The organism is Streptomyces hesseae (assembly GCF_031845785.1).
Taxonomy (GTDB): Bacteria; Actinomycetota; Actinomycetes; order Streptomycetales; family Streptomycetaceae; genus Streptomyces; species Streptomyces hesseae.
Window position 1 is genome coordinate 264385 of record NZ_JAVRFI010000002.1, and the last position, 24198, is coordinate 288582.

The 24198-nt window shown below is 71.4% G+C and carries 18 protein-coding genes and 3 pseudogenes; 11 read left to right on the top strand and 10 right to left on the bottom strand.

All coding sequences use genetic code 11. The features are described 5' to 3' along the window. Positions 1 to 314 precede the first annotated feature (314 nt). Positions 315 to 1526 (top strand): cytochrome P450, encoded by a 1212-nt coding sequence (locus RM609_RS04030; RefSeq protein ID WP_311607969.1) that lies wholly within the window; start codon positions 315 to 317, stop codon positions 1524 to 1526. Positions 1527 to 1548: 22 nt separating this feature from the next. Here RM609_RS04030 and RM609_RS04035 read toward each other — a convergent pair whose 3' ends face one another. The 7 genes and pseudogenes from RM609_RS04035 to RM609_RS04065 form a co-directional block, all read right to left on the bottom strand. After that, entirely contained in the window at positions 1549 to 2139 is a 591-nt protein-coding gene (locus RM609_RS04035) for a GTP-binding protein (RefSeq protein ID WP_311607970.1), read from the bottom strand. Next, entirely contained in the window at positions 2126 to 2494 is a 369-nt protein-coding gene (locus RM609_RS04040; protein ID WP_311607972.1) for a DUF742 domain-containing protein, read from the bottom strand. Before RM609_RS04040 ends, RM609_RS04035 begins: the two co-directional genes overlap by 14 nt. Further along, positions 2494 to 2898 carry a roadblock/LC7 domain-containing protein gene (locus RM609_RS04045; protein ID WP_311607973.1) on the bottom strand — a complete coding sequence of 135 codons (405 nt, stop codon included), beginning with the start codon at positions 2896 to 2898 and terminating at the stop codon, positions 2494 to 2496. Before RM609_RS04045 ends, RM609_RS04040 begins: the two co-directional genes overlap by 1 nt. Beyond that, positions 2895 to 5213 carry a sensor histidine kinase gene (locus RM609_RS04050; protein WP_311607975.1) on the bottom strand — a complete coding sequence of 773 codons (2319 nt, stop codon included), beginning with the start codon at positions 5211 to 5213 and terminating at the stop codon, positions 2895 to 2897. The genes RM609_RS04045 and RM609_RS04050 overlap by 4 nt, the downstream gene beginning before the upstream one ends. Before the next feature lie 323 nt (positions 5214 to 5536). Then, entirely contained in the window at positions 5537 to 6580 is a 1044-nt protein-coding gene (locus RM609_RS04055) for a hypothetical protein (RefSeq protein ID WP_311607976.1), read from the bottom strand. A 96-nt stretch (positions 6581 to 6676) separates the two neighbouring features. Beyond that, positions 6677 to 6814 (bottom strand): annotated as a pseudogene (locus RM609_RS04060) (macro domain-containing protein); the annotation flags it as partial. Positions 6815 to 6850: 36 nt separating this feature from the next. Further along, positions 6851 to 7951 carry a cytochrome P450 family protein gene (locus tag RM609_RS04065; RefSeq protein WP_311607978.1) on the bottom strand — a complete coding sequence of 367 codons (1101 nt, stop codon included), beginning with the start codon at positions 7949 to 7951 and terminating at the stop codon, positions 6851 to 6853. A 364-nt stretch (positions 7952 to 8315) separates the two neighbouring features. On the opposite strand from RM609_RS04065, the gene RM609_RS04070 reads away from it, so the two are divergent. From RM609_RS04070 to RM609_RS04105, 8 genes and pseudogenes are all read left to right on the top strand, one after another. Next, positions 8316 to 9089 (top strand): GNAT family N-acetyltransferase, encoded by a 774-nt coding sequence (locus RM609_RS04070; protein ID WP_311607980.1) that lies wholly within the window; start codon positions 8316 to 8318, stop codon positions 9087 to 9089. After that, positions 9086 to 10015 carry a lysophospholipid acyltransferase family protein gene (locus RM609_RS04075; protein ID WP_311607981.1) on the top strand — a complete coding sequence of 310 codons (930 nt, stop codon included), beginning with the start codon at positions 9086 to 9088 and terminating at the stop codon, positions 10013 to 10015. The genes RM609_RS04070 and RM609_RS04075 overlap by 4 nt, the downstream gene beginning before the upstream one ends. A gap of 72 nt (positions 10016 to 10087) precedes the next feature. Then, entirely contained in the window at positions 10088 to 10393 is a 306-nt protein-coding gene (locus RM609_RS04080; RefSeq protein WP_311607982.1) for an acyl carrier protein, read from the top strand. Then, the gene (locus RM609_RS04085) at positions 10390 to 11625 is read left to right on the top strand and encodes a beta-ketoacyl-[acyl-carrier-protein] synthase family protein (protein ID WP_311607983.1); all 1236 of its coding nucleotides are present in this window, start codon (positions 10390 to 10392) and stop codon (positions 11623 to 11625) included. The genes RM609_RS04080 and RM609_RS04085 overlap by 4 nt, the downstream gene beginning before the upstream one ends. Beyond that, entirely contained in the window at positions 11622 to 13799 is a 2178-nt protein-coding gene (locus RM609_RS04090) for an MMPL family transporter (protein WP_311607984.1), read from the top strand. The genes RM609_RS04085 and RM609_RS04090 overlap by 4 nt, the downstream gene beginning before the upstream one ends. 171 nt (positions 13800 to 13970) lie before the next feature. Then, positions 13971 to 15359: pseudogene (locus RM609_RS04095) on the top strand (pyridoxal phosphate-dependent decarboxylase family protein); the annotation flags it as partial. Then, positions 15263 to 16216 (top strand): annotated as a pseudogene (locus RM609_RS04100) (3-methyl-L-tyrosine peroxygenase-related protein); the annotation flags it as partial. The pseudogenes RM609_RS04095 and RM609_RS04100, both read left to right, overlap by 97 nt. After that, positions 16200 to 19004 carry a pyridoxal-dependent decarboxylase gene (locus RM609_RS04105; RefSeq protein WP_311607989.1) on the top strand — a complete coding sequence of 935 codons (2805 nt, stop codon included), beginning with the start codon at positions 16200 to 16202 and terminating at the stop codon, positions 19002 to 19004. The pseudogene RM609_RS04100 and the gene RM609_RS04105, both read left to right, overlap by 17 nt. Before the next feature lie 12 nt (positions 19005 to 19016). On the opposite strand, the gene RM609_RS04110 is transcribed toward RM609_RS04105, so the two are convergent. The 3 genes from RM609_RS04110 to RM609_RS04120 all read right to left on the bottom strand — a co-directional run bounded on the left by RM609_RS04110 (position 19017) and on the right by RM609_RS04120 (position 22506). After that, a complete protein-coding gene (locus tag RM609_RS04110) occupies positions 19017 to 19436 on the bottom strand; it encodes a hypothetical protein (RefSeq protein ID WP_311607991.1) in 420 nt (139 codons plus the stop codon). 185 nt (positions 19437 to 19621) lie between these two features. Further along, a complete protein-coding gene (locus RM609_RS04115) occupies positions 19622 to 21094 on the bottom strand; it encodes an MFS transporter (protein ID WP_311607993.1) in 1473 nt (490 codons plus the stop codon). After that, positions 21091 to 22506, bottom strand: coding sequence for an FAD-dependent monooxygenase (locus RM609_RS04120; RefSeq protein ID WP_311607995.1), 1416 nt, complete (start codon positions 22504 to 22506; stop codon positions 21091 to 21093). Before RM609_RS04120 ends, RM609_RS04115 begins: the two co-directional genes overlap by 4 nt. A 206-nt stretch (positions 22507 to 22712) precedes the next feature. On the opposite strand from RM609_RS04120, the gene RM609_RS04125 reads away from it, so the two are divergent. Both RM609_RS04125 and RM609_RS04130 read left to right on the top strand, forming a co-directional pair. Beyond that, on the top strand, positions 22713 to 23564 hold the full coding sequence (locus RM609_RS04125; RefSeq protein WP_311607996.1) for a hypothetical protein: 852 nt from the start codon (positions 22713 to 22715) through the stop codon (positions 23562 to 23564). Positions 23565 to 23591: 27 nt separating this feature from the next. Next, positions 23592 to 24197 (top strand): hypothetical protein, encoded by a 606-nt coding sequence (locus RM609_RS04130; protein WP_311607997.1) that lies wholly within the window; start codon positions 23592 to 23594, stop codon positions 24195 to 24197. The last annotated feature ends 1 nt before the right edge of the window (position 24198 follow it).

Below are 24198 nucleotides of genomic sequence, written 5' to 3' on the forward strand. Positions count from 1 at the left end.
CCTTCACCGCGGGGGCCGGACCCCGACGACCACCACGTCGAGATCTACACCTCCCACTACTACACCGGCGACCCCGGCCATGAGACATATCACTGGAACGTCCACGACGACCGTCGGTGCCGGACGGACCGCCGGCGGAGTCGTCCGCCCGGGTGGGAGCGGATGGGCTGGGCTGACGCCACGACGGGCAGGGCGCGTTCGGGCACGGTGCTCCCGCTCCCGTGGCACCCACCCAGGGCGTGACGCCAGAAGCGCGTCATAACTGCTTGCACATGGCGCCACTTTGGCGCCATGATGGCGTTATGGAGGACCTCATGTCCCAGCACCCATCGACGACCCCCGACCCCCTCGCGGCCCTGCCGGTGACCCGCCCCGCGGGCTGCCCCTTCGACCCGCCGGCCGAACTGGCACGGCTGCGCGAGGAGCAGCCGCTGCGCCGGATGCGCTACCCCGACGGCCACGTCGGCTGGCTGGCCACCGGCTACGCCACCGTCCGCGCGATCCTGGCCGACCCCCGCTTCAGCTCCCGTTACGAACTGATGCACCTGCCCCACCCCGGCAGCCCCGCCGAACCGCTGCCGCCCGCCCCGCCCGGCGACATGAGCGGCATCGACGCCCCCGGGCACACCCGCTACCGGCGGCTGCTCATGGGGAAGTTCACCGTCCGCCGGATGCGCGCGCTCACCGAACGCGTCGAGCAGTTCACCACCGACTGCCTCGACGCCATGGAACGGCAAGGGCCGCCGGCCGATCTGGTCGAGGCGTTCGCCCAGCCCGTCCCCGCCCTGGTGATCTGCGAACTGCTGGGCGTGCCCACCGACGGCCGCGACGTATTCCAGCGGCACACTTCCACGGTCACCGACAAGAGCCGCTCCATGAAGGAACAGGCGGCCGCCTACAACGCCCTCCAGGACATCATCCACGAGCTCGCCCAGGCCAAGCGCGCCGCGCCCGCCGACGACCTGCTCAGCGACCTCGCACGCCACGGCGACCTCACCGAAACCGAGCTCGCGGGCATCGGCACCTTCCTCCTCGGCGCCGGCCTCGACACCACCGCCAACATGCTCGCCCACGGCACCTTCGCCCTGCTGAGCAACCCCGGCCAGCTCGCCGCCCTCCGTGCCGACCCCGGCCTGGCCGACCAGGCCGTCGAGGAGCTGATGCGCTACCTCACCATCACCGACACCGGCATCCGCGCCGCCCTGGAGGACGTCGAAGTCGACGGTCACCTCATCAAGGCCGGCGAGACCGTCACCCTCTCCCTCCAGGCCGCCAACCGCGACCCGGCACGCTTCCCCGACCCCGACACCCTCGACATCCGTCGCAGGGCCACCGGCCACCTCGGCTTCGGCCACGGACCCCACCAGTGCCTGGGCCAGCAACTCGCCCGTGTGGAGATGCGCGTCGCCTTCCCCGCCCTCCTCGCCCGCTTTCCCGGCCTGCGCCTGGCCGTCGCGCCCGAGGACGTACCGCTGCGCACCACCTCGAACATCTACGGGGTGCGCCGGCTCCCGGTCACCTGGTAGCCCGGGTCCCGCCCGTCCGGGGTCAGACGACCGCGGTGACGCGCGCCTGGGCGATGAGCCGGTCCAGCAGCGAGAGCAGGCAGCCGCGGACGTCCTCACCGGAGCGGGCGTCGAGCAGGAGGACAGGGGTGTCCGGGTCCCTCAGGTGGAGGGCCGCCCCGATCTCCTCGGTGGTGTAAGGCTGCTCGCCGTCGAAGCAGTTCGCGCCGACGACGAACGGCAGTCCGCGGCTCTCGAAGAAGTCGATGGCGGGGAAGCCGCGGTCCAGCCTCCGGGTGTCGACCAGGACGATCGCCCCGAGCGCCCCGTTCAGCAGGTCGTCCCACATGAACCAGAAGCGTTCCTGGCCCGGGGTGCCGAAGAGGTACAGGACCACTCCGGCGTCGGTGAGGGTGATGCGGCCGAAGTCCATCGCGACCGTGGTCGCCGTCTTGCCCTCGACGCCGTCGAGGTCGTCGACGCCGACACCCGCGGACGTCAGCCGCTCCTCGGTGCGCAGCGGATCGATCTCGGAGATCGCTTCGACCAGAGTCGTCTTGCCGACTCCGAAGCCCCCGGCGATGAGGATCTTGACGGGGGACGCCTCCGGGGCGGCGGTGTCATAGGCGGGCAAGGTTGTCCCTGATTTTCATGAGCAGGTGGACGTTGGAGGTCTCGGAGGCGTCCAGCGGCGGCCGGTGGCGGATCAGGCCGCGCTCCAGCAACTCGCCGAGCAGGACCACCATGGGAGTCAGCCGCATCCGCATCCGGGCGGCGATCTCGGCGACGGCCCGTCCGCTCGGCGGCGGGCACATGGTGAGGATCTCCTGCCACTCCGTGGGCAGGCCGCCGTGACCGTGGCCGACGTCGGCGGTCGCGGTGATCACGGTGTCCATCGTCAGGCCGTGGCGGGACGCGGCCGTACGCCCGTCGGTGAGGGCGTACAGCCGCGTCCGGCGGCGCCGTCCGGGCTGGGGGGCGTCCGGCATTACGCGGTGGGCGCCTGTGAGCGTTCGGGGGTGTCCAGCCATTCGCCGAGGGCCTGCGCGGCGCGGACCGTCTCGCCGCCCAGTTCCCCGAGCCGGGCCTTGCGGGAGGCCACCACGATCAGGGTGCTGCCCGCTCCGCATCCGACGATGCACAGGTACCGCTCGTCCATCTCGACGAGTTGGCGGATCACTCCGCCGCCGTCGATCTCCCTCGAGATGGCCTTCATGGTGGACGCGATGCCGGAGGCCGCCGCGGCCACCCGTTCGGCCTGGTCCCGCTCCAGCATGTAGGCGCTGAGCTTGATCCCGTCGTTGGAGAGGAGTACGGCTCCCTGGATCCCCGCGATCCTGCTCAGGTTGTTGTCCAGGATGCTGTAGATCGCATCGTTCTGTGTCGTCGTCATGGCTGGTCCTGTCGGAGCTCGAGTTCCACTTGCCTGGTGCTGTCTTCGTAGTCCGCCCAGGCGTCGGCCACCTCTTCGGGCGTTGCGGCGTCCCGGCCCACCGGTTCGGCCGCACGCGGCTCGCGGAGCCGCTGGGTCATATGGGTCTGGGGGACGCGCTCGGGGAGGGCCGGCCGCCCGGGGACGTCCCCGGGCATGTCCCCGGAGCCGGACCGGGGCGGTGCCTCCGGCGCCGTGTTCCTGTCCTGCCGCGCCTGCTCCTTGCGCGGGCGGCGCGGCAGTTCCGGAGCGCCGGGAGTGCCGGGAGCGGGGTCGTCCGCCGGATCGCCGGCCCGCTGCCGCGTGACGAGCTTCGGCCGCCGCTCCTCGGCGGGCTGGGGCACGGGCGCGGGCTCCTTGACCGGCTCGGGCACCGCGGTGCCCTCCCGGGCCTCCCGGGTCGGCACGAGGTGCTCACCCGGGACGATCACCACGGCGGACGTCCCGCCGAACGCCGACCGGCGCAGCGTGACCGTCGCCCCGAGCTGGTCGGCGAGGTGGCCGACCACGAACAGGCCGAGCCGGTGGGCGTTCCGGGCCAGTACGGAGTACGGCGGGGCCGAGTGGAGGCGGCCGTTCATCTCCTCGTACCTCTCGGTGGTCACCCGTGGGCCGCGGTCCTCGACCTCGACGCAGAGGCCGTCGCCGACCAGTTCGGCCCGGATGGCGACCCTCGCCGTCGGCGGGGAGAAGCGCGTGGCGTTGTCCAGCAGCTCTGCCAGGAGGTGGCTGAGCTGGCTGATCACGCCGGCCTCGACGCTGGTCTCGTCCATGGCGTGCCGGTCGATGCGCCGGAAGTCCTCGACCTCGGCGGCCGCCTCCCGCAGCAGATCGGCGACGCGCATGGGTTCCATGTGCGGGTCGGGGATCTCGCCGCCCGCCAGGATGAGCAGGTTCTCGATCTGCCGCCGCATGCCCACCGTGAGCTGATCGGACCTCATGAGGTCGGCGAGGAGCGCCTCGTCCTGGCCGAAGGTGTCCTGGATGTGCTCGGTGAGGGCGAGCTGCCGGCTGACCAGGTTCCCGGTCCGCGCGGCGATACCGGAGGCGAACACGCTGAAGCCCTGGCGCTCGTCGGCGAGCTTGCGGTGTCCCTCGACGGACACGGCGACGACGTGGGCGAAGGCGTCGCTGATCCGTCCGACCTCGTCCTGGTCGCCCCTCGGCCGCGGTAGTGCGTCGGCGCCGACGGCCTCTCCGCGCTGGAGGCGGTCCACGACGTCCGGCAGGGTCTTCTCGGCGACCGCGACCGTGCGGTCGTGGAGGGAGCGCAGCCGGCGCAGGACCGAACGCGTGGTGAAGACCACGACGGCGACGACCAGCAGGAGAGCGGCACCGCTGGCGGCCACCAGCAGGACGACCTGATTCTCCAGCTGCGCCGCCCGGTCGTCGGCGTGGGCGAGCAGCTCTTGCAGCTCGCTCTCGTCGAGGGTGTTCAACTGGGCGGAGAAGGTGCTGTAGGCCGCCCGCCAGTCGCTGACGTACGGCGGCAGCACGATGCCGGAGGGGACGTCCTTGTGCTCGGAGACGATCGCCTTCTCGATGCGGGCCTTGGTCTGCCAGGCGTTCGAGGTGAGGATCCGCTGGATGGCGTCCTGGTCGTCGAGGGGCAGATCGAGGGTGACCGTGTCGTACAGGTAGTCGCTCGCGCCGACGGCTTCGACGAATTCGCCGAACCTGGCGGACGTCAGCTTTCCGGAGGGGCCCGCCAGCGCGAGGATGGCGTCCTCGCGAGCCACCGTCTCCGCTGCCGAGAACAGGGCCACGAGCGACGTCGTCTCCTGGGTGAGCGAGCCGTCGTCGACGTGGTTGAAGTCTCCGTAGCAACGGATCGTTCCGCTGATGACGTCGGTGTAGTAGTCGACGGTGTCGTCGGGGTTGCCGTGGCGCGCGTCGGCTCGTTCGCGCTGGGCGCCCAGGTCGGCCAGTCTCTCCGTGACGTCGCGGAGGCGGTCCTTCGCCCGGTCGGAGTGGAGCTGGCCGGGGTCCGACGACTTCAGGAAACCGGCCACGGCCCGGTCGGTCCCGGCCCGGCGGTCACGCAGATCGGCGCCGGACACGGGCATGCCCGACCACCACGCGGCGGTGGTCGCGCGCTCGGCCTGTAGCGCGGTCATGAGCCGGTACAGAGGTACGCCGGTCTGCCGGCCGGCCACCACGTCCTTGCGCAGGTGCTGGGACTCCTGAACCGACCGGTCGGTGCTGATGAGAACCTGGACGCCCATTGCCACGGTGGGCACCACCGCGAGCCAGACGAGCAAGGTACGCAGGCGCACGGTCCGTCGTCGGCTTTTCCGCGCCGACTCGCCAGCCGGCTCGCCCGCCGGTTCGTCCGGGCTTTCGGATCCTGTGGGAGTCATCAGTCCTCGTCAAACACAGCCGACCATTTCGGAGTGGATGCCGATCATAACCAGCCACTTTCCGAAAGGTCGGTGGAGGTTGGCGCACAGGATTGAGCAGGAGTCATTCACGAGAGCTTCATCGCTATTTGTGGTAATTGCCGAGTGTGCCCGGAGATTGACGAAAGCGGGTCCGGCCGACTCCGGACCCGCTCGTGTGAACTACGCGCGTCGCGCTCCGCTGGTGAGGCTTCCCGCCGCTACTGCACGGAGCGGAAGACGGCAAAGGCCTCGTCGCGCCAGACCGCGGCGGCCGCGTCCTCCCCGAGGCTGCCGGAGAAGTTGCCGATCTGGACGGGGCCGCCGTTGTCGAAGGTGTCGCCGTCGAGGAGCGGGCCGCCGCTCGCGCCACCGGAGAGATCGCTGTCACCGTTGCAGGGCCCGCCGCGGCCCAGGATCTGGGGCGGGTTGTCCGGGCCCCAGTAAGGCTCCTTCACGCAGGTGTGGAACTGGTCGGACTTGACGGGTATGCCCGCGATCACCACCCGGTTCGGCAGCGTGGCGGTCCCGAACCGGTAGCCGGAGGAGCCGACCTTGTCCTGGACGTGGGTGCCGTTCTGGGTGTTGAGCGCGAGGAACGCGGAGTCGCTGCTCTGCCGGCCGGCGCTGTCGTTGACCACACCGACGGAGCGGAAGGTCCACTTGCCGTAGGGGGCGTGCTCGGTGCCGTTGGCATCCTTGGAGTAGCCGGGGGTGAACTCGTACTGCGCCTTGGAGTCCACCCGGCCCTGGTCGTCGTGGCGTATGCAGTGCCGCGCCGTGGCGATGACGTCCTTGCTGTCACTGGTGACCACATTTCCCGTGCACGAGGTGACCCACCAGGTGGTGGGGTTCTTCTCGTCGGGCCAGGCGATCCGGATGCGGCCGGTGGTGGCGCGCAGCCGGTTCTCGCCCGGGGAGCCGGCCGCGAACCGGCTCTTCCCGTTCTGCTGTGGCGCGACAGCGGGCGCCTTGGCGGCCCGCCCGGCGCCCGGCTCTGTCGCCCGCGTCGGCTCGGCCGCCGGCTTCCAGTCCGGCAGCTCCCCCGTTGACCGGCGGAAGGTGCCGTTCTTTTCGTGCTCGGTCCAGAAGGCACGCTGCTGGGCGTCGGTGGCCGTGGCCAGGGCCTGGACACCGCCGTCCGCCGCGCGCGGCGCGGACGCGGCGGGAGCTGTGGTCGGGGTGGTGGCGTACACCTGGGCCATGGGGAGAACGGCGGCCAGGCCGGCTGTGGCGAGCGCCAGGGTGACGGCATGTCTGCGCAACGGATGCTCCATCCATCTACGGGTGCGGTTGGTGGTGCCCGGACCGTAGGTGGATGTGTTCAACACGCGATTGACGGACCGATGAACGACCTGCCCTCGGTGGACGCCCGTCGAGATCGCCGGGAGGGCGATCGTGCGGGCGCCCGGTTCGTCCGCCACGCGGAGGGACTCACGATGGCAGGACGCCGGCGGCTCCGAGCGGTCCTCCGCCGCCGGGAGGACCGGCCCCATGGTGCTGGGGCGGGTGGCGGCGCAGCCGGTTCACGTATGTCAGTAGTTGTACGGCCCCAGGTCCACCGGCAGTCGTTGGAGTCCGTAGACCATCGCCAGACCGTGAAAGGGAATCTCGCGCTCGTCGATCGCGAGCCGCATCCGGGGATAGCGCTCGAACAGGGCCTGGTAGGCGATCCGCAGCTCCATGCGCGCCAGTTCCGCGCCGAGACAGCGGTGGGCTCCGTGGCCGAAGGCCACATGACTCTGATCGCCGCGAGCGCCACCGGTCATGGCCGCCGCGGCACCGGCACCGGTGTGACGATTGGCGCGCAGCAGGGAGCACAGAACCACATCGCCCTTGGACACCTGGTGGCCACCGATCTCCACATCTGTAAGGGCGTAGCGAGGGAAGGCCACCTGCACGACGGACAGGTGTCGCAGGAGTTCCTCCGTCAGAGCGCCGACCGTGCGGCCGTCGGCGGCGCGTTCGCGGGCTGCGGGGTCGCGGAGCATGAGGAGCGTGCCGAGTGTGATCATGCCGGCGCTGCTTTCCAGCCCCCCGGTGAGCACACCGTCCGCCAGACCCGCCAGTGTCCGGTCGTCGAGGTCGGCTCCGCGGTTCACCAGTGTGCCCAGCAGACCGCTTCCGGGCTTCCGGCGTTCGTCGGCGATCAGGCGTTCCAGGCGGAGCTGCGAGGACGAGACGGCGCCGAGCTGCACACCCAGCCCTGCGACGATGTCGAAGCGCCGAGTGCTGAGTTGCCGGAACGCGTCGAGGTCCGCGGCGGGAACTCCGAGCAGTTCGCAGATGGTACGTGCCGGGACGGGCCATGCGAAGGTCTCTACGAGGTCCACGGGCTGTGGTGCGGCGGACATGATGTCGAGTTGTTCGGCGACGATGTTCCGGATCACGGGTTCGAGGCGTCGCAGGCCTCGTGCGGTGAACTCGGGAGCGAGCATCTGCCGCATCCTGGTGTGCAGGGGCGGATCGCAGGTCCCCAGTCCGCCCAGCGCGTGATCGGGCAGAGCGGGCGATATGTACTGGAGTCTGGTCAGGTCGTTGCTGAACATCTCTTTGGCCGCGAGGACTTGCCGCACTTCCGCCGGGCCGCTCACCAGCCAGACGCTCGTCCCGAAGAGCAGGGACACCCGGGTCATCTTTTGGGCGGGGCACCCCGGGGGATGCGAGAGAGGCTCCAGGCCGTCGCGTCGGAACAGATCCAGGATCGGCTCGGGCAGCAGGTGCGGGGCCAGGGCGTCGCACCCGCTCCGGCTCCCGCGGCGGAGCCGACGGCGCAGGAGGCACGCCGACAGCCTGCTCGCGAACCCCATAGACGTGCCCCTCGTCGACCCATGGCGGTGCGAGGACATCAGACCATCCGCCTTCCGGCAATCGCCTGTGGAAGCGGGGAAGTTCAGTCTTTGGGGTGGAGATCGGCTCTCGTCGCATGGCGGGCATGGTGTTGGGAAGAAAGGCCGGGGGTCGGTCTGTCATACGCGTCGCGTTGGGGGGTGGGCCGCCATGGCGGTATCCCGTGTTCTGGCCCGTGTCGCCCGCCCGCCGGGCGGTCCCGCGGCTTGCGGCGGCGCCTACCAGGCCTTCCTGGCCCGGGACGAGGACGACGTGCGCAACGCCCAGCGACTGCGGTACCAGGTGTTCGCGGTGGAGCAAGGAGCCCGTCTGCCCTCCGCCGCCGACGGGCTGGACGTGGACGGGTTCGACCGGGTCTGCGATCACCTTCTGGTCCGGGACGAGACGACCGCGGAAGTGGTGGGGGCATATCGCCTGCTGCCCCCGGGAAGATCCGAACAGCTGCTTTCCGAGGAGGGGTTCGAGCTCGACGCCGTCACCTCCCTGTGCGGCGGGCTGGTCGAGATCGGGCGTGCATGCGTGCATCAGAGGCATCGCAACGGCCTGGTGGTGCTGTGCCTGTGGGCGGGCATCCTGCGCTATATGACGGACCGCCGGTTCCGGTGGCTCGGCGGGTGCGCCTCGGTGTCCCTGACCGACGGTGGGGCCCAGGCCTCCGCCGCCTGGCAGACCGTCCGCGCCCGGCATTACGCGCCGGACGCGTACCGGGTGCGCCCCCGGACCCCCTGGATTCCGCAGGATTCCGGCCCGTGCCCGCCCGCCGCGGTGCCGTCGCTGCTGCGCGGTTACCTCACGCTCGGTGCCTGGGTCTGCGGACCGCCGGCGCTGGACAGCGGCTTCCGTACCGCGGATCTGTTCACGCTGTTGGCAGTGGACCGGGTGCCGGCGGGCCGGCTGAACCCGCTGCGGGCCGTGGCGTCATGACCGATTCGCCCGATGCGACCGATGCCGTCGACGGGACCGGCGTTCAGGTGCCCGCCGATCCATGGCGGCCCACGTCGCCGTGCGGCCGCTCGTGCCTGCCCGGCCCGGCGCAGCAGGACCGGGTGGGGCCTCTGCGGCGAATCCTGCGGTTGACGGCGGTGCTGCTGGCCTGCTCGCTGATCGTCGTTCCCGCGCTGTCCTCCGCGGTGGGCCGCCGACCGCGGCTGTGGGTCTTCCGCCGGTGGGTCCGGCTGGTCGTCCGGGCCATGGGCGTGCGGGTGCGCTTCACGCCGTCCCCGGCCGGGCCGCGGGACACGGCGCCCGGCCTATTGGTGATCAACCACACCTCGCTGCTCGACGATCTCGTTCTCGTCGGCTACGACCCCGCCCGGCCGCTGAGCAAGGCGGATGTACGGCGATGGCCGGTCATCGGATGGGCCGCCGCGCTCGGCCGCACTCTGTACATCGACCGTGAACGGCTGTCGGCGCTGCCCGGCGCCGTGGCAGGGGTAACCCGGGCGCTGCGCGCCGGTGACCGGGTGTTCGTCTGTCCCGAGGCGACGACGTGGTGCGGCGTGGCCGGCGGGCCGTACCGGCCGGCGTTCTTCCAGGCCGCCTTGGACGCGGGTGTGCCCGTTCTGCCGGTGGTGCTGCGGTACCGGTCGGGTGGCCGTGCCACCACGGCGGCCGCCCTGGTCGGCCCCATGTCCGTGGTGGAATCGGTGATTCTGCTCATCTCCCAGCGTGGCCTGGTCGTCGAGGTCGAGCGGCTCGCGCCCCTGCCGGTCCGCGCGGGTTCCGATCGGCGGTCCCTGGCACGGGCCGCCGAGCAGGCGGTGGACCGTGCCATACCGGAGGTGCCCCGGCTCCGGAAGCCCGGAAGCCCGTGCCGGCCGGCCGCTCTCGTGGCCACCGACGAGAGGTGAGGCCCATCGCCTGTGGACCTGTTCAGTCTCCCCCGGTCCTCCCGGACCTCGACCGCCCGAGGAATCTCGTCCATGCCCCACAGCCAAGACGGTCACGACCGCATCTACGCACTTCTCGTCCAGGCCCTCGTGGAGAGGATCGGCTGCGCTCCCCAGGAGCTCGGGCCCGGCCGCACCTTCGCCGAGCTCGGGCTCGACTCCGTCTCCATGCTGGAGGTCTCGCTGGTCCTCGCCGAACACGTGCCCGGCGCCGTCACGTTGGAGGACTTCACCATGAGCACGTCCCTCGGCGAAGCAGCCCGGATCATCGGTGCCGGGTCGCACACCGGTACCGACCCGTCGGCCCCGGCGCCGGAGGAGGCCGGAGAGAGCCGGTGAGGCGGACCGCGGACAGCAGGGACGTGGCCGTCACCGGGCTCGGAGCGGTGACTCCGGCCGGTCCGACGGCGCCGGAGACGTGGGCCGGCCTCCTCTCCGGAATCCCGCGCGCGGTGCCCGATCCGCTGCTCGCCGGACTGGCCGTCGACTTCTCCTGCCCGGCCCCCTTCGACGTGTCCGCACGTCTGGGACCGCGCCTCGCCGCCCGGCTCGACCGCTACACGAGCATGGCGGTGAGCGCGGCCCGCGAGGCCGTCGCCGACGCGCGGCTGGACACCTCCCAATGGGACTCCTCCCGCGTCGCCGTCGTCATCGGCACGGCCAGCGCGAGCGCCGAACACCACGAGCGGGTCTACGCGTTGATGGCCGCCGGCACGCCGGAGAAGGTGTCTCCGATGGCGTTGATGCGCAGCATGCCCAACATGTCCGCCGGGGAAATCGGCATCGACCTCGGCGCCCGCGGGCCGAACCTGTCCGTCTCGACCGCCTGTGCCTCCGGCGCCACGGCAGTCGGGCTGGGCTGCGGCCTCGTGCGGTCCGGTGCCTGCGACATCGCGATCGTCGGCGGCAGCGAGTCGATGCGTACGCGCAGCGCTGCCGTGTGTTTCCACCAGATGAGGGCGCTGTCGACCCGCCGGTCCGATCCGAGCGCCGCGTCACGGCCCTTCGATGCCGGGCGCGACGGCTTCGTCCTGGGAGAGGGCGCCGGGGTGCTCGTGCTCGAACGGGCGGCACACGCCGGCGCCCGGGGCGTCTCCCCGTACGCGTACCTCGCCGGGTACGGCGCCTCGTGCGATGCCCACCACATGACGGCACCCCACCCCGGCGGCCGAGGCGCGGCCGAGGCGCTGCGCAGCGCCCTGGCCGACGCCGGTCTCGCCCCGGCCGACATCGGCCACGTGAACGCTCACGGCACCTCGACCAGGGCCAACGACCTCGCCGAATACCGTGCGCTGAGAGCGGTCTTCGGCGAGAAGGCCCCTCCGGTCACCGCGTTGAAGGCAGTCCTGGGGCACGCGGCCGGCGGCTCGGGCGGCATCCAGGCGGTGTGCGCGGCGTTGGTCCTGCGGCACCAGATCATCCCGCCCACCCCCAATCTCGTCGCCTTGGACCCCGCCATTCATCTCGACGTGGTCACCGCGGCACCCCGGCGCACAGCGGTGGGTGCCGTGGTCAGCAATTCCTTCGGCTTCGGAGGCCAGAACGCGGTACTGGCCTTCCGCGCGGCATGACAGCCGCGCCGCCGAGCCGACGGCTCGGCGACGGGGGCCGCTGGTGTGCCCGGCACCCCTGGCGCGTGATCGCCTCATGGCTGCTGGTGCTCGGCACACTGGTCACGCTCAACGCCGTCCGGGGCGGAACGTACCGGGACGACTACTCCTTGCCCGGGTCGTCCGTTCAACGCGGAGCCGACCTGATCACAGCCGCTGCGGACGGCAACCTGCGCGGTGTCGGCTCGCAGCTTGTCGTCCAGGCCCGGACGGGGAAGCTGACGACGCATCGGCAGGCTCTCGACACCGTGGGAGCCACCCTGTCGCATCTCCCCCATGTGCTGTCCGTAACGGCTCCGCTCACCACCCCGGGGGGACTTTCGCAGGACGAAAGGACCGGATACTTCACGGTCCGGCTCGCGGACTTCCCGAGCGCGTACGGCACGTCCTGTCTCACGCGCGTCGAGGAGGCGGTGAAGCCACTGCGCGCCGACGGCCTCACCGTCGAGTACGGAAGTCCGCTCGGAGAGCTGGCGCGTCCCCCGGGAAACGACCGGTTGTCGGAGCTGATCGGTCTCGTGACCGCGGTGGCCGTGCTGATCCTGGGCTTCGGCAGTATCGCGGCGGCCGCGATACCTCTCGTCACCTCGATGCTGGCACTGCTCGTCGGGCTCAGCTCGCTCGGCCTGCTCGCCAACGCGTTCACCTTCGCCACACCGTCCCCGACGGTGGCCACCATGATGGGCCTCGGTGCCGGGCTGGACTACACGCTCTTCCTGACCACACGCCACCGCCGAGTGCTGCGTGGGACCAGTGACCCGGTCGAAGCCGCCGGGGCCGCGATGGCCACCGGCGGACATGCCGTACTGATCGCCGTCGCGGCCGTGATCCTGGCGCTGACCGGTCTGTGCCTCTCCGGCACCGGCTTCATCGCCACGCTCGCGGTCGCTGCCGGAATCACCGTACTGGTGGCCGCCGCTGCCTCGCTCACCCTCGCCCCGGCCCTGTTCGGGCTGCTCGGCCGGAACATCGACCGTTTCCGCCTCGGCCGTCCCGTCGACGAGGCCACCGGCACTGCGGACCTCTGGTACCGATGGTCCCGCGCCCTCGGCCGGCACCCGTGCCGTTTCCTCGCCATCGGTGTCCTCGCGGTGGGGACGCTGAGCATCCCGCTCGCGTCCGTGCGCCTGGGTCACATCGACGCCGGTTCCACACCCGGCCGTTACACCGACAGACGCGCCTACGAGCTCATCGCGAAGAACTTCGGTCCCGGCGCCAACGGCCCGCTGACCGTCGTCGTCGAACTCCGCCCCGCCCGGACCGGCGCGGAACCGAGTCCGTCTGCCGACTCCCTCTCCGCAGCCCTGATACGGACCCCGGGTGTCGCGGCGGTCAGCACGCCGGCGCCCACCGCCGACCGCACCCTCCTCATCGCGACCGTCACTCCGGAGCACGGCCCCCAGGACCGCAGAACCGCCGACCTGCTCCACCGCCTCGACCGCACCGTCCTGCCCAAAGCCCTCGCAGGCACCGGAGCACGCGGTTACATCACCGGCCTCACCGCCGCCCGGCTCACCTTCGCCGACGTGCTGCTCGGGAACCTGCCCACGATCATCGCCTTCGTGACCGGCACGGCCTTCCTCCTGCTCCTCGTCACCTTCCGCGGTCTGCTCGTCGCGGCGAAAGCCGCCCTCCTCAACCTGTTCTCCATCGGCGCGGCCCTCGGAGTGGTCGTCGCCGTCTTCCAGGAGGGCTGGGGCGGCTCCCTCGTCGGCATCACCGAGCCCGTCCCCATCGAGCCCTACGTACCGGTCCTGGTGCTCACCATCGTCTTCGGACTGTCCATGGACTACGAGATCTTCCTGATCGTCCGCATCCGTGAAACCTGGCTTCGCACCGGGGACAACCACGAGAGCGTCGCCACCGGCCTCGCGGCCACCGCTCGCGTCATCACGAGCGCCGCGGTAATCATGACCAGTGTCTTCCTCGCCTTCCTGCTCAGCACCGACGTCGTCATCAAAATGATCGCCCTGGGCCTGGGCGCCAGCGTGATCATCGACGCCACGCTCATGCGCCTGCTCCTCGTGCCGGCCACCATGCACCTGCTCGGGAACGCCAACTGGTGGCTCCCGGACCTCCTACGGAGGAGAAGCGGTCTTGGGGACCGTCGGTACAACCGTCGGCGCCGAGATTGATCACGGTCGGCGGCATTGCCCGGCAGGGTGCGTCCGGACCTGCCGACCAGCCTCGGCGTAGAGACCCTCTCACCACTTTCAGGTGATTGCCGCCGATTGTCGTGATGGGGTGATTTTCCGCCGCTACGGTGATCGGGTCATCGGGGTCCGGGGGGCAGGGGTGGGGTGGGTATGGAGCTGGGGTACTGGCTCGGGCGGGGAGCCGAGGCTTTCCGGGAATGGGCGCGAACGTACGACGAGTTCGCGGCGCATACCGCGATGGCGGTCGACGAAGCGGCCTGTGAGGTGGCATTCGAGGAGCTGACCGCCCGGCTGCGCGGCAGTTACCCCTTCTTCCACCCCTGCTACGCGGGGCAGATACTCAAGCCGCCGCACCCGGTGGCGGTCGCCGGCTATGCGGCCGCCATGCTGGTCAACTCCAACAACCACGCGCTGGACGGCGGTCCGGCGACCTCCGCCATGGAGGAGGAGGTGGTGGAGCAGCTCGCGCAGATGGCCGGTTTCGCGGCCCACCTCGGGCACCTGACCAGCAGCGGCACCCAGGCCAACCTCGAAGCCTTGTTCGTCGCCCGTGAGGCCCGTCCCGGCACGGGGGTCGCCGTCAGCGCCGAGGCGCACTACACCCACGCCCGGATGTGCCATCTGCTGGGCGTCCCCGTGTACACGGTGCCGGTGGACGATCGTGGGCGCATGGACATGGCCGGGCTGGAGCGGCTGCTGTCCACCGGGGTCGCCGGCACGGTCGTCGCCACCACGGGCACGACGGCGCTGGGTGCCGTCGATCCACTGCACCGCATCGTCCCGCTGGCGCGCCGGTACGGGGTGCGCGTCCATGCCGACGCCGCTTATGGCGGCTTCTTCCGGCTACTGGCCGACGGAAGAACCGACAAGGAGCAGGCGCCCGTCGCGCCGGAGACCGGGGACGCCCTGCGGGCGATCGCGCAGTGCGATTCGGTGGTGATCGATCCGCACAAGCACGGTCTGCAGCCGTACGGTTGTGGAGCGGTGTTGTTCGGGGACCCGGACGTCGCCCGGTTCTTCCGGCATGACTCGCCCTACACCTACTTCACCTCCCGCAGACCTCATCTGGGGGAGATCAGCCTCGAATGCTCCCGCTCCGGCGCGGCCGCCGCCGCTCTGTGGCTGACGCTGAAGCTGCTGCCGCTCACCCCTGACGGGCTCGGGGCGGTGCTCGCCGCCGGGCGACGGGCCGCCGTCCGCTGGGCCGGGCTGATCGGCGCCTCTCCGTACCTGGATCCGTACCAGCCTCCCGAGCTCGACATCGTGACGTACTACCCGGCCGCTCCGGGGAGTTCGCCACCTCGCCTGTCCCATGTCGGCAGGGCGAGCGATGAGGTGCTGCACCGGGGGATGAACGCCAAGGAGGACCCCGTCTTCCTCAGCGTCGCCCGTGTCACCGCCGGCGCGTTCACCGCCCGCCACGCCGACGCCGTCGCGGACAGCGACAACACCCACGTATTGCGCAGCGTGCTGATGAAACCGGAGAGCGAGCTGTATCTCGACCGCCTCCACCAGCGGGTGGAGCAGCTGGCCAAGGCATCGTGGCCCGCTCCTCGGAGGTGCGGCCGATGAACAGCGAGACGCCGCCGACGCCTCTGACCCTGGCCACCGACTCGCGCGTCCCCGTGCGGGCGGCGGCCGTTGCCACGACCGCCGATTACGACCGCTACTTCCACATCGCGCGTCAAGCGCCGGACCTGACGTCCTGGACATACGACATGCTCCGGCTCCAGACAGCCGTCCTCGCCGACCTTCCGCACACCGGTCTGGACGACTCCCAGCGTGCCGCCGTCCTGACCGGTCTGTTGCACGCCTCCCACGCCACGCTGGCCGCGTGGCTGCGGTCCACGCCGGGATCCGTACCGGACGGGCCCGCCGACGGCCCGTACGGCGCACTGCGCCGCTGGAAACTCGGCCATCAGCTCTTCCATCTCCTGCTGACCACCATGAACAGCGCCCTCGACGACATCTTGGCCGCAGTGGGCGCGGCACGGTGGGCGTCCGTCCGCCACGGCCTGGAGCGGTTGCGGACGCTGTACGACGCGGCCACCGCCGCCATGGCCTACGCCTCGGACTTCCCCGCCTCCGTCTACGCGAACGACGTACGGCCCACGATGGAGCCGCCGTTCGCCGCACCGGGCTTCTCCGGAACGCTCAATCAGGAGCACCACGTCATGACCGAACGGACGCGCGCCCTCAGGACCGCGCTCGGAAACCTGTCGGCGCCGACGCCCCTCCTCGCCGTGATCCGTCACGAGGAGACCCTGCTGCGGGCGGCACAGCGACGGAACCGGAAGGCGCACGCGGCGATCTGCGAGCGCTGCGTGCCGGACGGCGCCTCGCTCCTGTCGCGGCACACCACCCGGCAGAGGAGCGACCGTGCGACATGTGAGTGAGTGGACGATCCCTGCGTCACGGGCCGTGGGGGACGTCGAGGGCATCGACGCACGGACCGGCCTGCGGCTGCTGGCCGGCCTGGTCGACGAGGTCGTGTGGCTCGACCACTGCCCCGCCGTGAGCGCCTCGTTCCAGCCGGCGCCCGCCTGGCTCCACCACGAACCGGTCTCCGCCTGGGAGCCCTTGCCGGAACCCCCGCCCGGCCAGCAGCCGTGCCCGCCCGACCCACGCCGTGTCTGTGTGTCCTTCGCTCCCGAGCACGGGGACAACGCCCGCACCTGGGCCCGTACGCACGGCTACCGGCTGCTGGCCCCGGACGCCGGTGTCACGGCGTGGGCCGCCGACAAGATCAGCGCCACCCGGCTGTTCGCCGAGGCCGGGGTCCCCGTCCCGCCCTTCCTGGTGATCCCCGCGTCAGGCCGCGAGCCGGCGGAGGCGTACTGGAGCGGCCGGTGGGAGCGGGCCGTCGCCCAGCGGGCGGAGAACAACCTCATCGGCCGCGGGACCGTCCTCGTCGACGGGCCGCCGGGCCTGCGGGCCTGCCTGGACTCCTGGCGGGGCGAACCCGTCAAGCTCAGCCGCTTCGCTCCCGGGATCTCCCTGACCGTCACCGCGTGCGCCGGGCCGGACCGGACCGTCGTCTCGGCGGTCTCCCACCAGCTCGTCGGGCTGCCCGAGCTGGCCGCCTCCTGGGGCGCGCACTGCGGCAACCAGCTCGTCGGCCCGGACGACCTGCCCGAGGGGCTGTACGGGCAGGCCCGAGCGGCCGCGTACCAGGTGGGCGAGGTCCTGCGGGGACGTGGTTTCCGCGGTGTCTTCGGCCTGGACCTGGTGGAGGAGGACGGCCGGCTGCTGGCCGTGGAGGTCAATCCACGCTTCCAGACGGTGGTGTCCCTGGTCCAGGCCGCCGAGGGCGCGGCGGGCCTTCTGCCGTCCCTGGGCCTGCACGTCCTGTCCTTCCTCCTTCCCGCCCTGCCCCCTCCGGCGGCCGGACCGCTGCCGCCCGGCCCGCGCCACAGTCAGCTCGTGGTGCATGCCCGTACGGACGCCGTGGTGCGCCGCCCGCCCCCGACGGGGCGCTACCGCAGGGACGGGCGCGCGGTGACGGGACCGCTTCCCGGGCCGCCCGTGGTGTCCCGGCTGGCCGACGACGAGGTCCTGTGGTGGGCCGTCGCCCGTTCCGGTCCGGTCATCGCGGGCGAGGAGCTGGCGCTCGTCCAGTTCCCGCGGCCGGTCGCGGGGCTGCGGCCCCGTCCGCGACTGCGGCCCGGCGCCTCGGCCTGGCTTGCGGCCCTCGCCCCGGACACGGGGCAGGAGGGATCGCACACCGAGGACGAGCCTCCCCCACTGCGGCTGGACGAACGGCGGATGCGCGAGGCGGGCCGCCACGCCGTCGAACTCGTCATCGACCGGATGACCACCCCCGGCTCCCGGCCGCCCTGCCACGTCCCCTCACCCGGCGCTCTCAGGGCCGCCCTCGACGAGCCCCTCCCCGAGCACGGTACCCACGACCTGCCCGGCCTCCTCGACCACGTCACCGAGCGCGCACTCGCCGAGGCGACCCGGCTGGACCACCCGCGCTGCTTCGCCTTCGTGCCCTCCACCGGCAACTTCCCCGCCGTGCTCGCCGACGCGCTGGCCTCCGCGTACCTCTCCGTCCCCGGCGCCTGGCTCGTCGGAGCGGGCCCCACCCAGATCGAACTGACCACCCTGCGCTGGCTGAAGACGTTCCTGGGCCTCCCGGACGGCCACGGCGGCCTGTTCGTCAGCGGCGGGTCCGTGGCCAACCTGACCTGTCTGGCCGTCGCCCGCGACCACCGCCTCGACGGCCGGCCGCAGCCGCACGCCCGGCTGTACTGCTCCTCCCAGGCTCACCCTTCCGTCGCACAGGCGGCGCACCTCCTGGGCCTCACCCGCGAACAGCTCGCCGTCCTGCCTCCGGACGACGACCTGCGCCTGGACGCCGACGTCCTGGCCGAGCGCGTCGGCCGTGACCGCCGCGCGGGACTGCGCCCCTTCGCCGTCGTCGCCACGCTCGGCACGACCGGCACCGGGGCCGTCGACCCGCTCGGCCGTCTGGCCGATCTGTGCCAGGAGGAAGGCCTGTGGCTGCATGTCGACGGCGCCCATGGCGCGGCCGTCGCCGGCGCCCCACGCGGTCACCATCTGCGGGACGCCCTCGGCCGGGCCGACTCCCTCACCGTCGATCCGCACAAATGGCTGTTCCAGCCCTATGAGATCGGCTGTGTCCTGCTACGGCGCCCCGAACTGCTTTCCGAGACCTTCGGTGTGGCGCGCCACGCCTTGGACCAGGGGTATCTCCGAGCGGCCCATCCGGCCGCCCCGGCATGCGAGGAGGTCAACCTCTCCGACTACGGCCCGCAGCAGAGCCGCGGTCTGCGCGCCCTGAAGCTCTGGCTCTCCCTGAAGACCTTCGGCGCCGGAGCCTTCCGTCAGGCCATCGAGCGGGGAGCGGACCTCGCCGAGTACGCCGCCGGACTCGTCGAGGCCCACCCCGAGCTTGAGCTGGTCACGCCGCCCGGTCTCGCCATCCTCACCTTCCGCTACCGGCCCCGGGACGCGCCCGCGACATGGGACGCCGACGCGGCGCAGGCACACATCAGCCGGAGGGTGTGCGCCGACGGCGGAGCCGTCCTCCTCACCACCACGGTCCGGGGAGCCACCGTGCTCCGCATGTGCACCATCAACCCCACCAGCACCCGTGCCGACGCCGCGTACGTGCTGGACCTGGTCACCCGCTACGGCCGCGACGACATCGGCCCCTGAGTGGCCGCCCGGTCAGACGATCACCAGCTCCGACGGCCCGGTGATCAGCTCCACCCCGTCCTTCGACGCGCACTTCAGCGGATCGAGCGCGACCTGAAGCCCCGGCGAGGCCACCGTCCGCCCCTTGAACTTCCCCTCCACCACCCGGCCCACGATCAGTACGACCGCCTGCCCGGCCACCTGCTGTACGTTCCCCAAGTGGTACACGACCGTCGTCCGCTCCCCGGTGTTCCAGGTGATCCGCTCGGCGGTGGTCGCCTCGGAGAAGAAGCAGCCGTTCCACCCGCCGCCGCTGATCGAGGACTCCCCCGACCGCAGCGCCGGGTCCGTGGAAAGACATCTGTACGCACCGCTGCCGCCGATCCGGGTCCGTTGCGCCGCCAGCGACAGACCGGGTGAGAACGTGATGGTGTTGTTCCCCGCGCAGCTCACGGCAGCACGCGATGCGTGTGCCGAAGGGTGTGCCGAAGCGTCGGGCGCCGCGTTCACCAGCGCGGCCAGCGACGCCGCCACCACACACCCGAGCCTCCTGCCCCATGACAACCGTCCGCCCATGTCTGCCCAACCCCTCCCGTAAAGCCACCGCGTACCGACGGCGGCATCCTTTCGTTCCATCCTCAAACCTGTCCGGCGCACGACCGTTGTCTCCTCCGTTCGTGTCGCCGACCGGTAAGCGTGAAAGCCATGGCAGCGGTGAGCAAACCCAGTAGGCAAAGAGCCGGTTGGGTACCCAGCGGCGTGCCGAGCGCGTCGCAGATCGATGCCCCGCAGCCGCGGGGAGGATGCCCAACCAGGGTGAGTGCGGCTCCTGCCACCGCCGGCCCCGTCGCGCCACCGAGCATGGCGAACGTTGTCGCCGTCGCCGCCGCTTGCGCGGTGCGGTGTGACGCGTGGTCGCGGCTGACGACGGTCATGGCAGAGCCGTTGGTCAGGCCCAGGCCGCATCCCACGAAGGCGCATGCGCCGCTGAGCAACCACAGGGGCGTGGGGTGCCGATGTCCACAGCCGCTGAGGAGCACACCGGCCGCGACGCACAGAAGCCCGGTACGCATGAGGCGTGAGCCGTCACACTGTTCACCGGTCCGCCGGGCGGCCAGGCGCGCGGTGAGAACGGCGGGGACCACGGCCGGCAGGGCGACGACCGCCGCCGAGAGCGGGCTCAGACCGTTTGCGCGGGTGAGAGTGAAGTAAGTGAGGAACGTGAAGGCGGAGTTCGCGCCGAAGAGCGCCAGCAGGACGAGCAGCGCTCGGCGCGTGACGGCCTGCCGCAGCAACCCGGCGTCCAAAGTGCCCTGAGGGTCACGTCGCGTTCGGAGGGTGAGAAGACCGATCAGTGTGACGGTCAGCAGCGCGGTCGCCGCCTGTGCCGGTGCGGAAGCGGTGACCGCCGGAGCGGTCAGCGTGATCAGCGCGGTGATGGCGGCCGCGGTGCACAAGGTGATTCCGGCGATGTCCATGGGCTGCCGAGGCGACGTCGCCGAGGGTCCGGGTTCGCCGAGTGCGTGAAGGGCGCAGCCCGCACTGGCGGTCGCGAGAAGAGTGAGGGCGCCGAAGGCCGCCCGCCAGTCCACCAGGCTGGTGAGCAGACCGCCCAGTACCGGCCCGAGGCAGGAGGCCGCGGCGGCGGTGGAGACCCACCCCGCAACGGCATGCGGCTCGTTTCCCGTTCTCCGGCGCAGGGTGAGCAGAAGGGCGAGGCTGACGGGCGAGAGAGCGGCACCGCCGATGCCCTGGAGCAGTCGAGCGGCGATGAGGACGGCGGCGGTGGTGGCCGCGGTGGCCAGCAGGCTCGCGGCGGCGAAGGTGGACAGGGCGACGAGCAGGATACGGCGCGCACCGTACTGGTCGGCGAAGTGGCTCACCCCGAGTTGCAGAGGGCCACAGGTGAGTTGATATGCGGCGGCGAACCACTGGGTCTGGACGGGCTCCATCTCCAGGTCGGCCGCGACCGCGGGCACGGCCGCCGTGACCGAGGCGATGGCGAGCGCCCCGCAGAGCAGCGCCGCATAGCAGGCGATGGGGGCGAGGCGCGGTACGCGGCCGGGCGTCGCTGTCCAGGCCCGGCGGTCGTCCGGCAGTCCGGGGCTCACAGGTAGTGCCCGTCCGGTCCTACGATGCATGGCTGCCGCCAGGCCGCGGACCGAACGGTGACCATGGGGAACGTGATGCCGGGTGCTCGAGCGTCCGGTGTGCCACGGGCGGGGGTCAGGTGCACATGATGGCCTGTCCTGAGGGCCTCGAACAGCCTTCTGGGGGCGGTGGTCGCCGTGACCAGTAGTGGCACATCAGGGGCTGCCGCGCCGCTCCGGATGCGCGTGCCGCGCCGCGCGGCGTTCCCCGGCAGGCCGGCCAGGCGCGCGGCAAGACGTCGTCGCGGGAGGGGTGGGCTAAGGGCGGTGAGGACGGTGGCGCGCAGTGCGTGGCCCCAGGGCGAGGGCAGCGCGTTGAAGTGGAGCATGGCGGCGGTGAGCCGCATGACGTGGGCGGCGGAGCGACGTCGTTCCTCGGCGTAGGCGTCCAGCAGTACCCCGTGGTGAGGCTCGGTGACCGCTGCCGCGAGGCGCCACCCCAGGCTCATGGCGTCGGCCAGGCCGGTGTTGAGGCCCTGGCCGCCGGTGGGTGGGTGGACGTGGGCGGCGTCGCCCGCCAGTACGACGCGGTGACGCCGGTACCGGGCGGCGTGGCGGTGCTCGCAGCGATAGCGGCTGAGCCACTCGATCTCGCGCAGCGCGAGCTCGCGGCCCGTGATCCGGCACAGCAGCTCCTGCACCCAGGCCGCGTCGCGGGCGTCGTTCTGTGTGTCGTAGGCCTCAAGGCGACGGTAGGGGTAGAGGACGACGCGCCAGCGTCCGTCGCCGAACGGCAGGAGCAGCACCATGCCGTCCGGCCCCCAGTGGCTCCACGGCTGTTGCGGCTCGAAGTCGAGCCGCGCGTCGACCGAGATGACGTCATAGGGGTGCACGGTGCGTGACGCGGCTATGCCCGACAGCCGGCGCACGGTACTCCGGGCGCCGTCGCACCCGGCGATGTAGGCAGCGCATATCCGCCGCACACGCCCCGAACTCCGGACGGTCAGCTCGGCACTTCCCTCGTGCTGCCGCATTCCGACGACTTCCGTCCCGCGCGCGATGAGTGCGCCGTTCTTGAGGGCGTACTCCTCCAACAGCGCTGTGGTCCGGTGCTGGGGCAGAGCGAGCGCATACGGAAAGGAACTGTCCAGCGCGGAGAAAGGCGCGATTGACCTGTCAGAACCCAGGGGATAGTGCCAGTAGCGATGACCGTGGGCGACAAATGGCTCGGCGATTCCGCGCATGTCGAAAAATTCCAGGGTCCGGGAATGCAGCACAAGCGCACGTGTCGCTTGCGGCGGCCGGACATCCCGTTCGAGCACGACGCAGCCGATACCCCGAAGGCCCAGTTCCCCGGCCAACTGCAGACCGACGGGCCCGCCTCCGACCACGGCGACCTGAACCTCATCGGGCAAGGCCGCGACGTCGGTCATACGGTGAATTCCTTCGTCCGTCCTCCCGTTGACCGGTCCAGGCTGACACCCTGCACCGTACGTGTCCAGACCGGCTTGGCCCGCCCGGCGAGATCACGGCCCATAGGATTTTCATAATTACATGTGGCCCGTTGACCATCCGAGTGGCTCCTGCCAAGGTGACCGCGGCACGTTCGCGCACTCCTCGTCCAGCCGAACGGAGAACGATGGGCCATTCCATCGGCGATCACGCGTACGGCGAATGCGGAATCGAATTCCTCCTCGTGGACCGGTCCGGGCCGCAGCAGCGGGTACGCCGGTTCCGGGCGGACGTCCGCCTGCTGATGGACCACCCCGAGGTCTACCGGGACGGTGACAACACCCGCCTGGTCCCGGTGAGTTCGATCAGCAACTCCGTACTGGCCCTCGGTGCCCGGCACACGGCGTCGGAGCCCGAAACCTATGCGCTCGCGCTTGCCGAGCGCTTCCTCACCGCGACCACGCGCGTCCGGAGCGCCGATGTGCGCCTGACCGCCTCCGGGTTCACCCCGCTCCCGTCCGACCGGCCGGCGTCCGTGGCCCAGCACTTCTCCGCACTCCCCCGCCACCAGGATCACGCTCACCTCACGCTCCCGCGCCATGGCGAACCCGTCCTCCGCAGCGGCCTGTTGAACATGGAACTCTTCGCGACCGGCGGCGCGACGTTCACGGGCTTCGCCCGCGACGCCTACACCACCACGCAGACCTTCACCGACCGGGTCTTCGGTGCCCGGTTCAACGTGACCTGGCGGCACTCCGGAACGGACACCGATCACGGCCAGAGCCGTGCCCGCGCCGAACAGGCCGTCGTCGAGGCCTTCAGCGAGCACACCAGCCGCTCCAGTCAGCACACCTTCCACCACCTGGGCGCCGCCGTGCTGGACGCCTGCCCCGAAGTCGCGGAGGTCCGAGTGGAGGGGACCCACCTGACCCGCGGCCTGGTGGACCTGACCCCCTTCGGAGTCGGCAACGAAGGCTGCGTCTACACAGCGGCGGACCACCAGCAGAGCACCGTCACCGTCGACATTCACCGCATCTGAGAACGAGGGACCGAGGAAGGGGACCGCGTGAACACCACAGGATCGCGCAAAGCCCGCAGGCTCGCCGTGACGGTCACCGTCATGGCGGCGGCGCTCACGCCCACAACGCAGACGGCACATGCCGACGACCAGCCGGCCGGCTCTCTCCTGGTGTGCGCCGGCACCGTCGCCGCCTCCTACGCGCCGGGGCTGACCTTCGCGCCGAGAGCCACCTCCGTCACGTCCCGGGCGGTCGTCGGATGCCCTCTCTCGACGGACGGCAGGTTCGCCTCCGCGACCTTCGGCGGAGACTCCGCCGGCATCTTGTCCTGCCTCCTGGGGCCCGCGAGCGGCACCCTTACGTTCCACTGGGGCGACAACAAGGGAAGGGGGAAAGCATCCCCCCACCACCACGGCAGCCCCGGCGGCCCCGGCGACACGACGTCGACCGCCTCGATCCATAGCCTGGCAGCCGTACGCCCGAACGGAAACATCGTCACCGTGAGCACGGGAACCATCACCGACGGCGCCTTCAAGGGGGCGGCAGTCGTCACCGAGGTGACCCTGCTCGCTTCCCGGCAAGCCGCCTGCCTGACCCCCCGGGGCCTCGCCTCCGCCTCCGGCCCCACCACCGTGACCATTACCCGGGTCTGAG

Excerpts from the sequence above, each read along its gene's own strand:
- RM609_RS04030 (WP_311607969.1), top strand. The coding sequence starts at position 315 with ATGTCCCAGCACCCATCGACGACCCCCGACCCCCTCGCGGCCCTGCCG.
- RM609_RS04040 (WP_311607972.1), bottom strand. The coding sequence starts at position 2,494 with ATGCCGGACGCCCCCCAGCCCGGACGGCGCCGCCGGACGCGGCTGTAC.
- RM609_RS04045 (WP_311607973.1), bottom strand. The coding sequence starts at position 2,898 with ATGACGACGACACAGAACGATGCGATCTACAGCATCCTGGACAACAAC.
- RM609_RS04065 (WP_311607978.1), bottom strand. The coding sequence starts at position 7,951 with ATGACCCGGGTGTCCCTGCTCTTCGGGACGAGCGTCTGGCTGGTGAGC.
- RM609_RS04070 (WP_311607980.1), top strand. The coding sequence starts at position 8,316 with ATGGCGGTATCCCGTGTTCTGGCCCGTGTCGCCCGCCCGCCGGGCGGT.
- RM609_RS04075 (WP_311607981.1), top strand. The coding sequence starts at position 9,086 with ATGACCGATTCGCCCGATGCGACCGATGCCGTCGACGGGACCGGCGTT.
- RM609_RS04080 (WP_311607982.1), top strand. The coding sequence starts at position 10,088 with ATGCCCCACAGCCAAGACGGTCACGACCGCATCTACGCACTTCTCGTC.
- RM609_RS04090 (WP_311607984.1), top strand. The coding sequence starts at position 11,622 with ATGACAGCCGCGCCGCCGAGCCGACGGCTCGGCGACGGGGGCCGCTGG.
- RM609_RS04120 (WP_311607995.1), bottom strand. The coding sequence starts at position 22,506 with ATGACCGACGTCGCGGCCTTGCCCGATGAGGTTCAGGTCGCCGTGGTC.
- RM609_RS04125 (WP_311607996.1), top strand. The coding sequence starts at position 22,713 with ATGGGCCATTCCATCGGCGATCACGCGTACGGCGAATGCGGAATCGAA.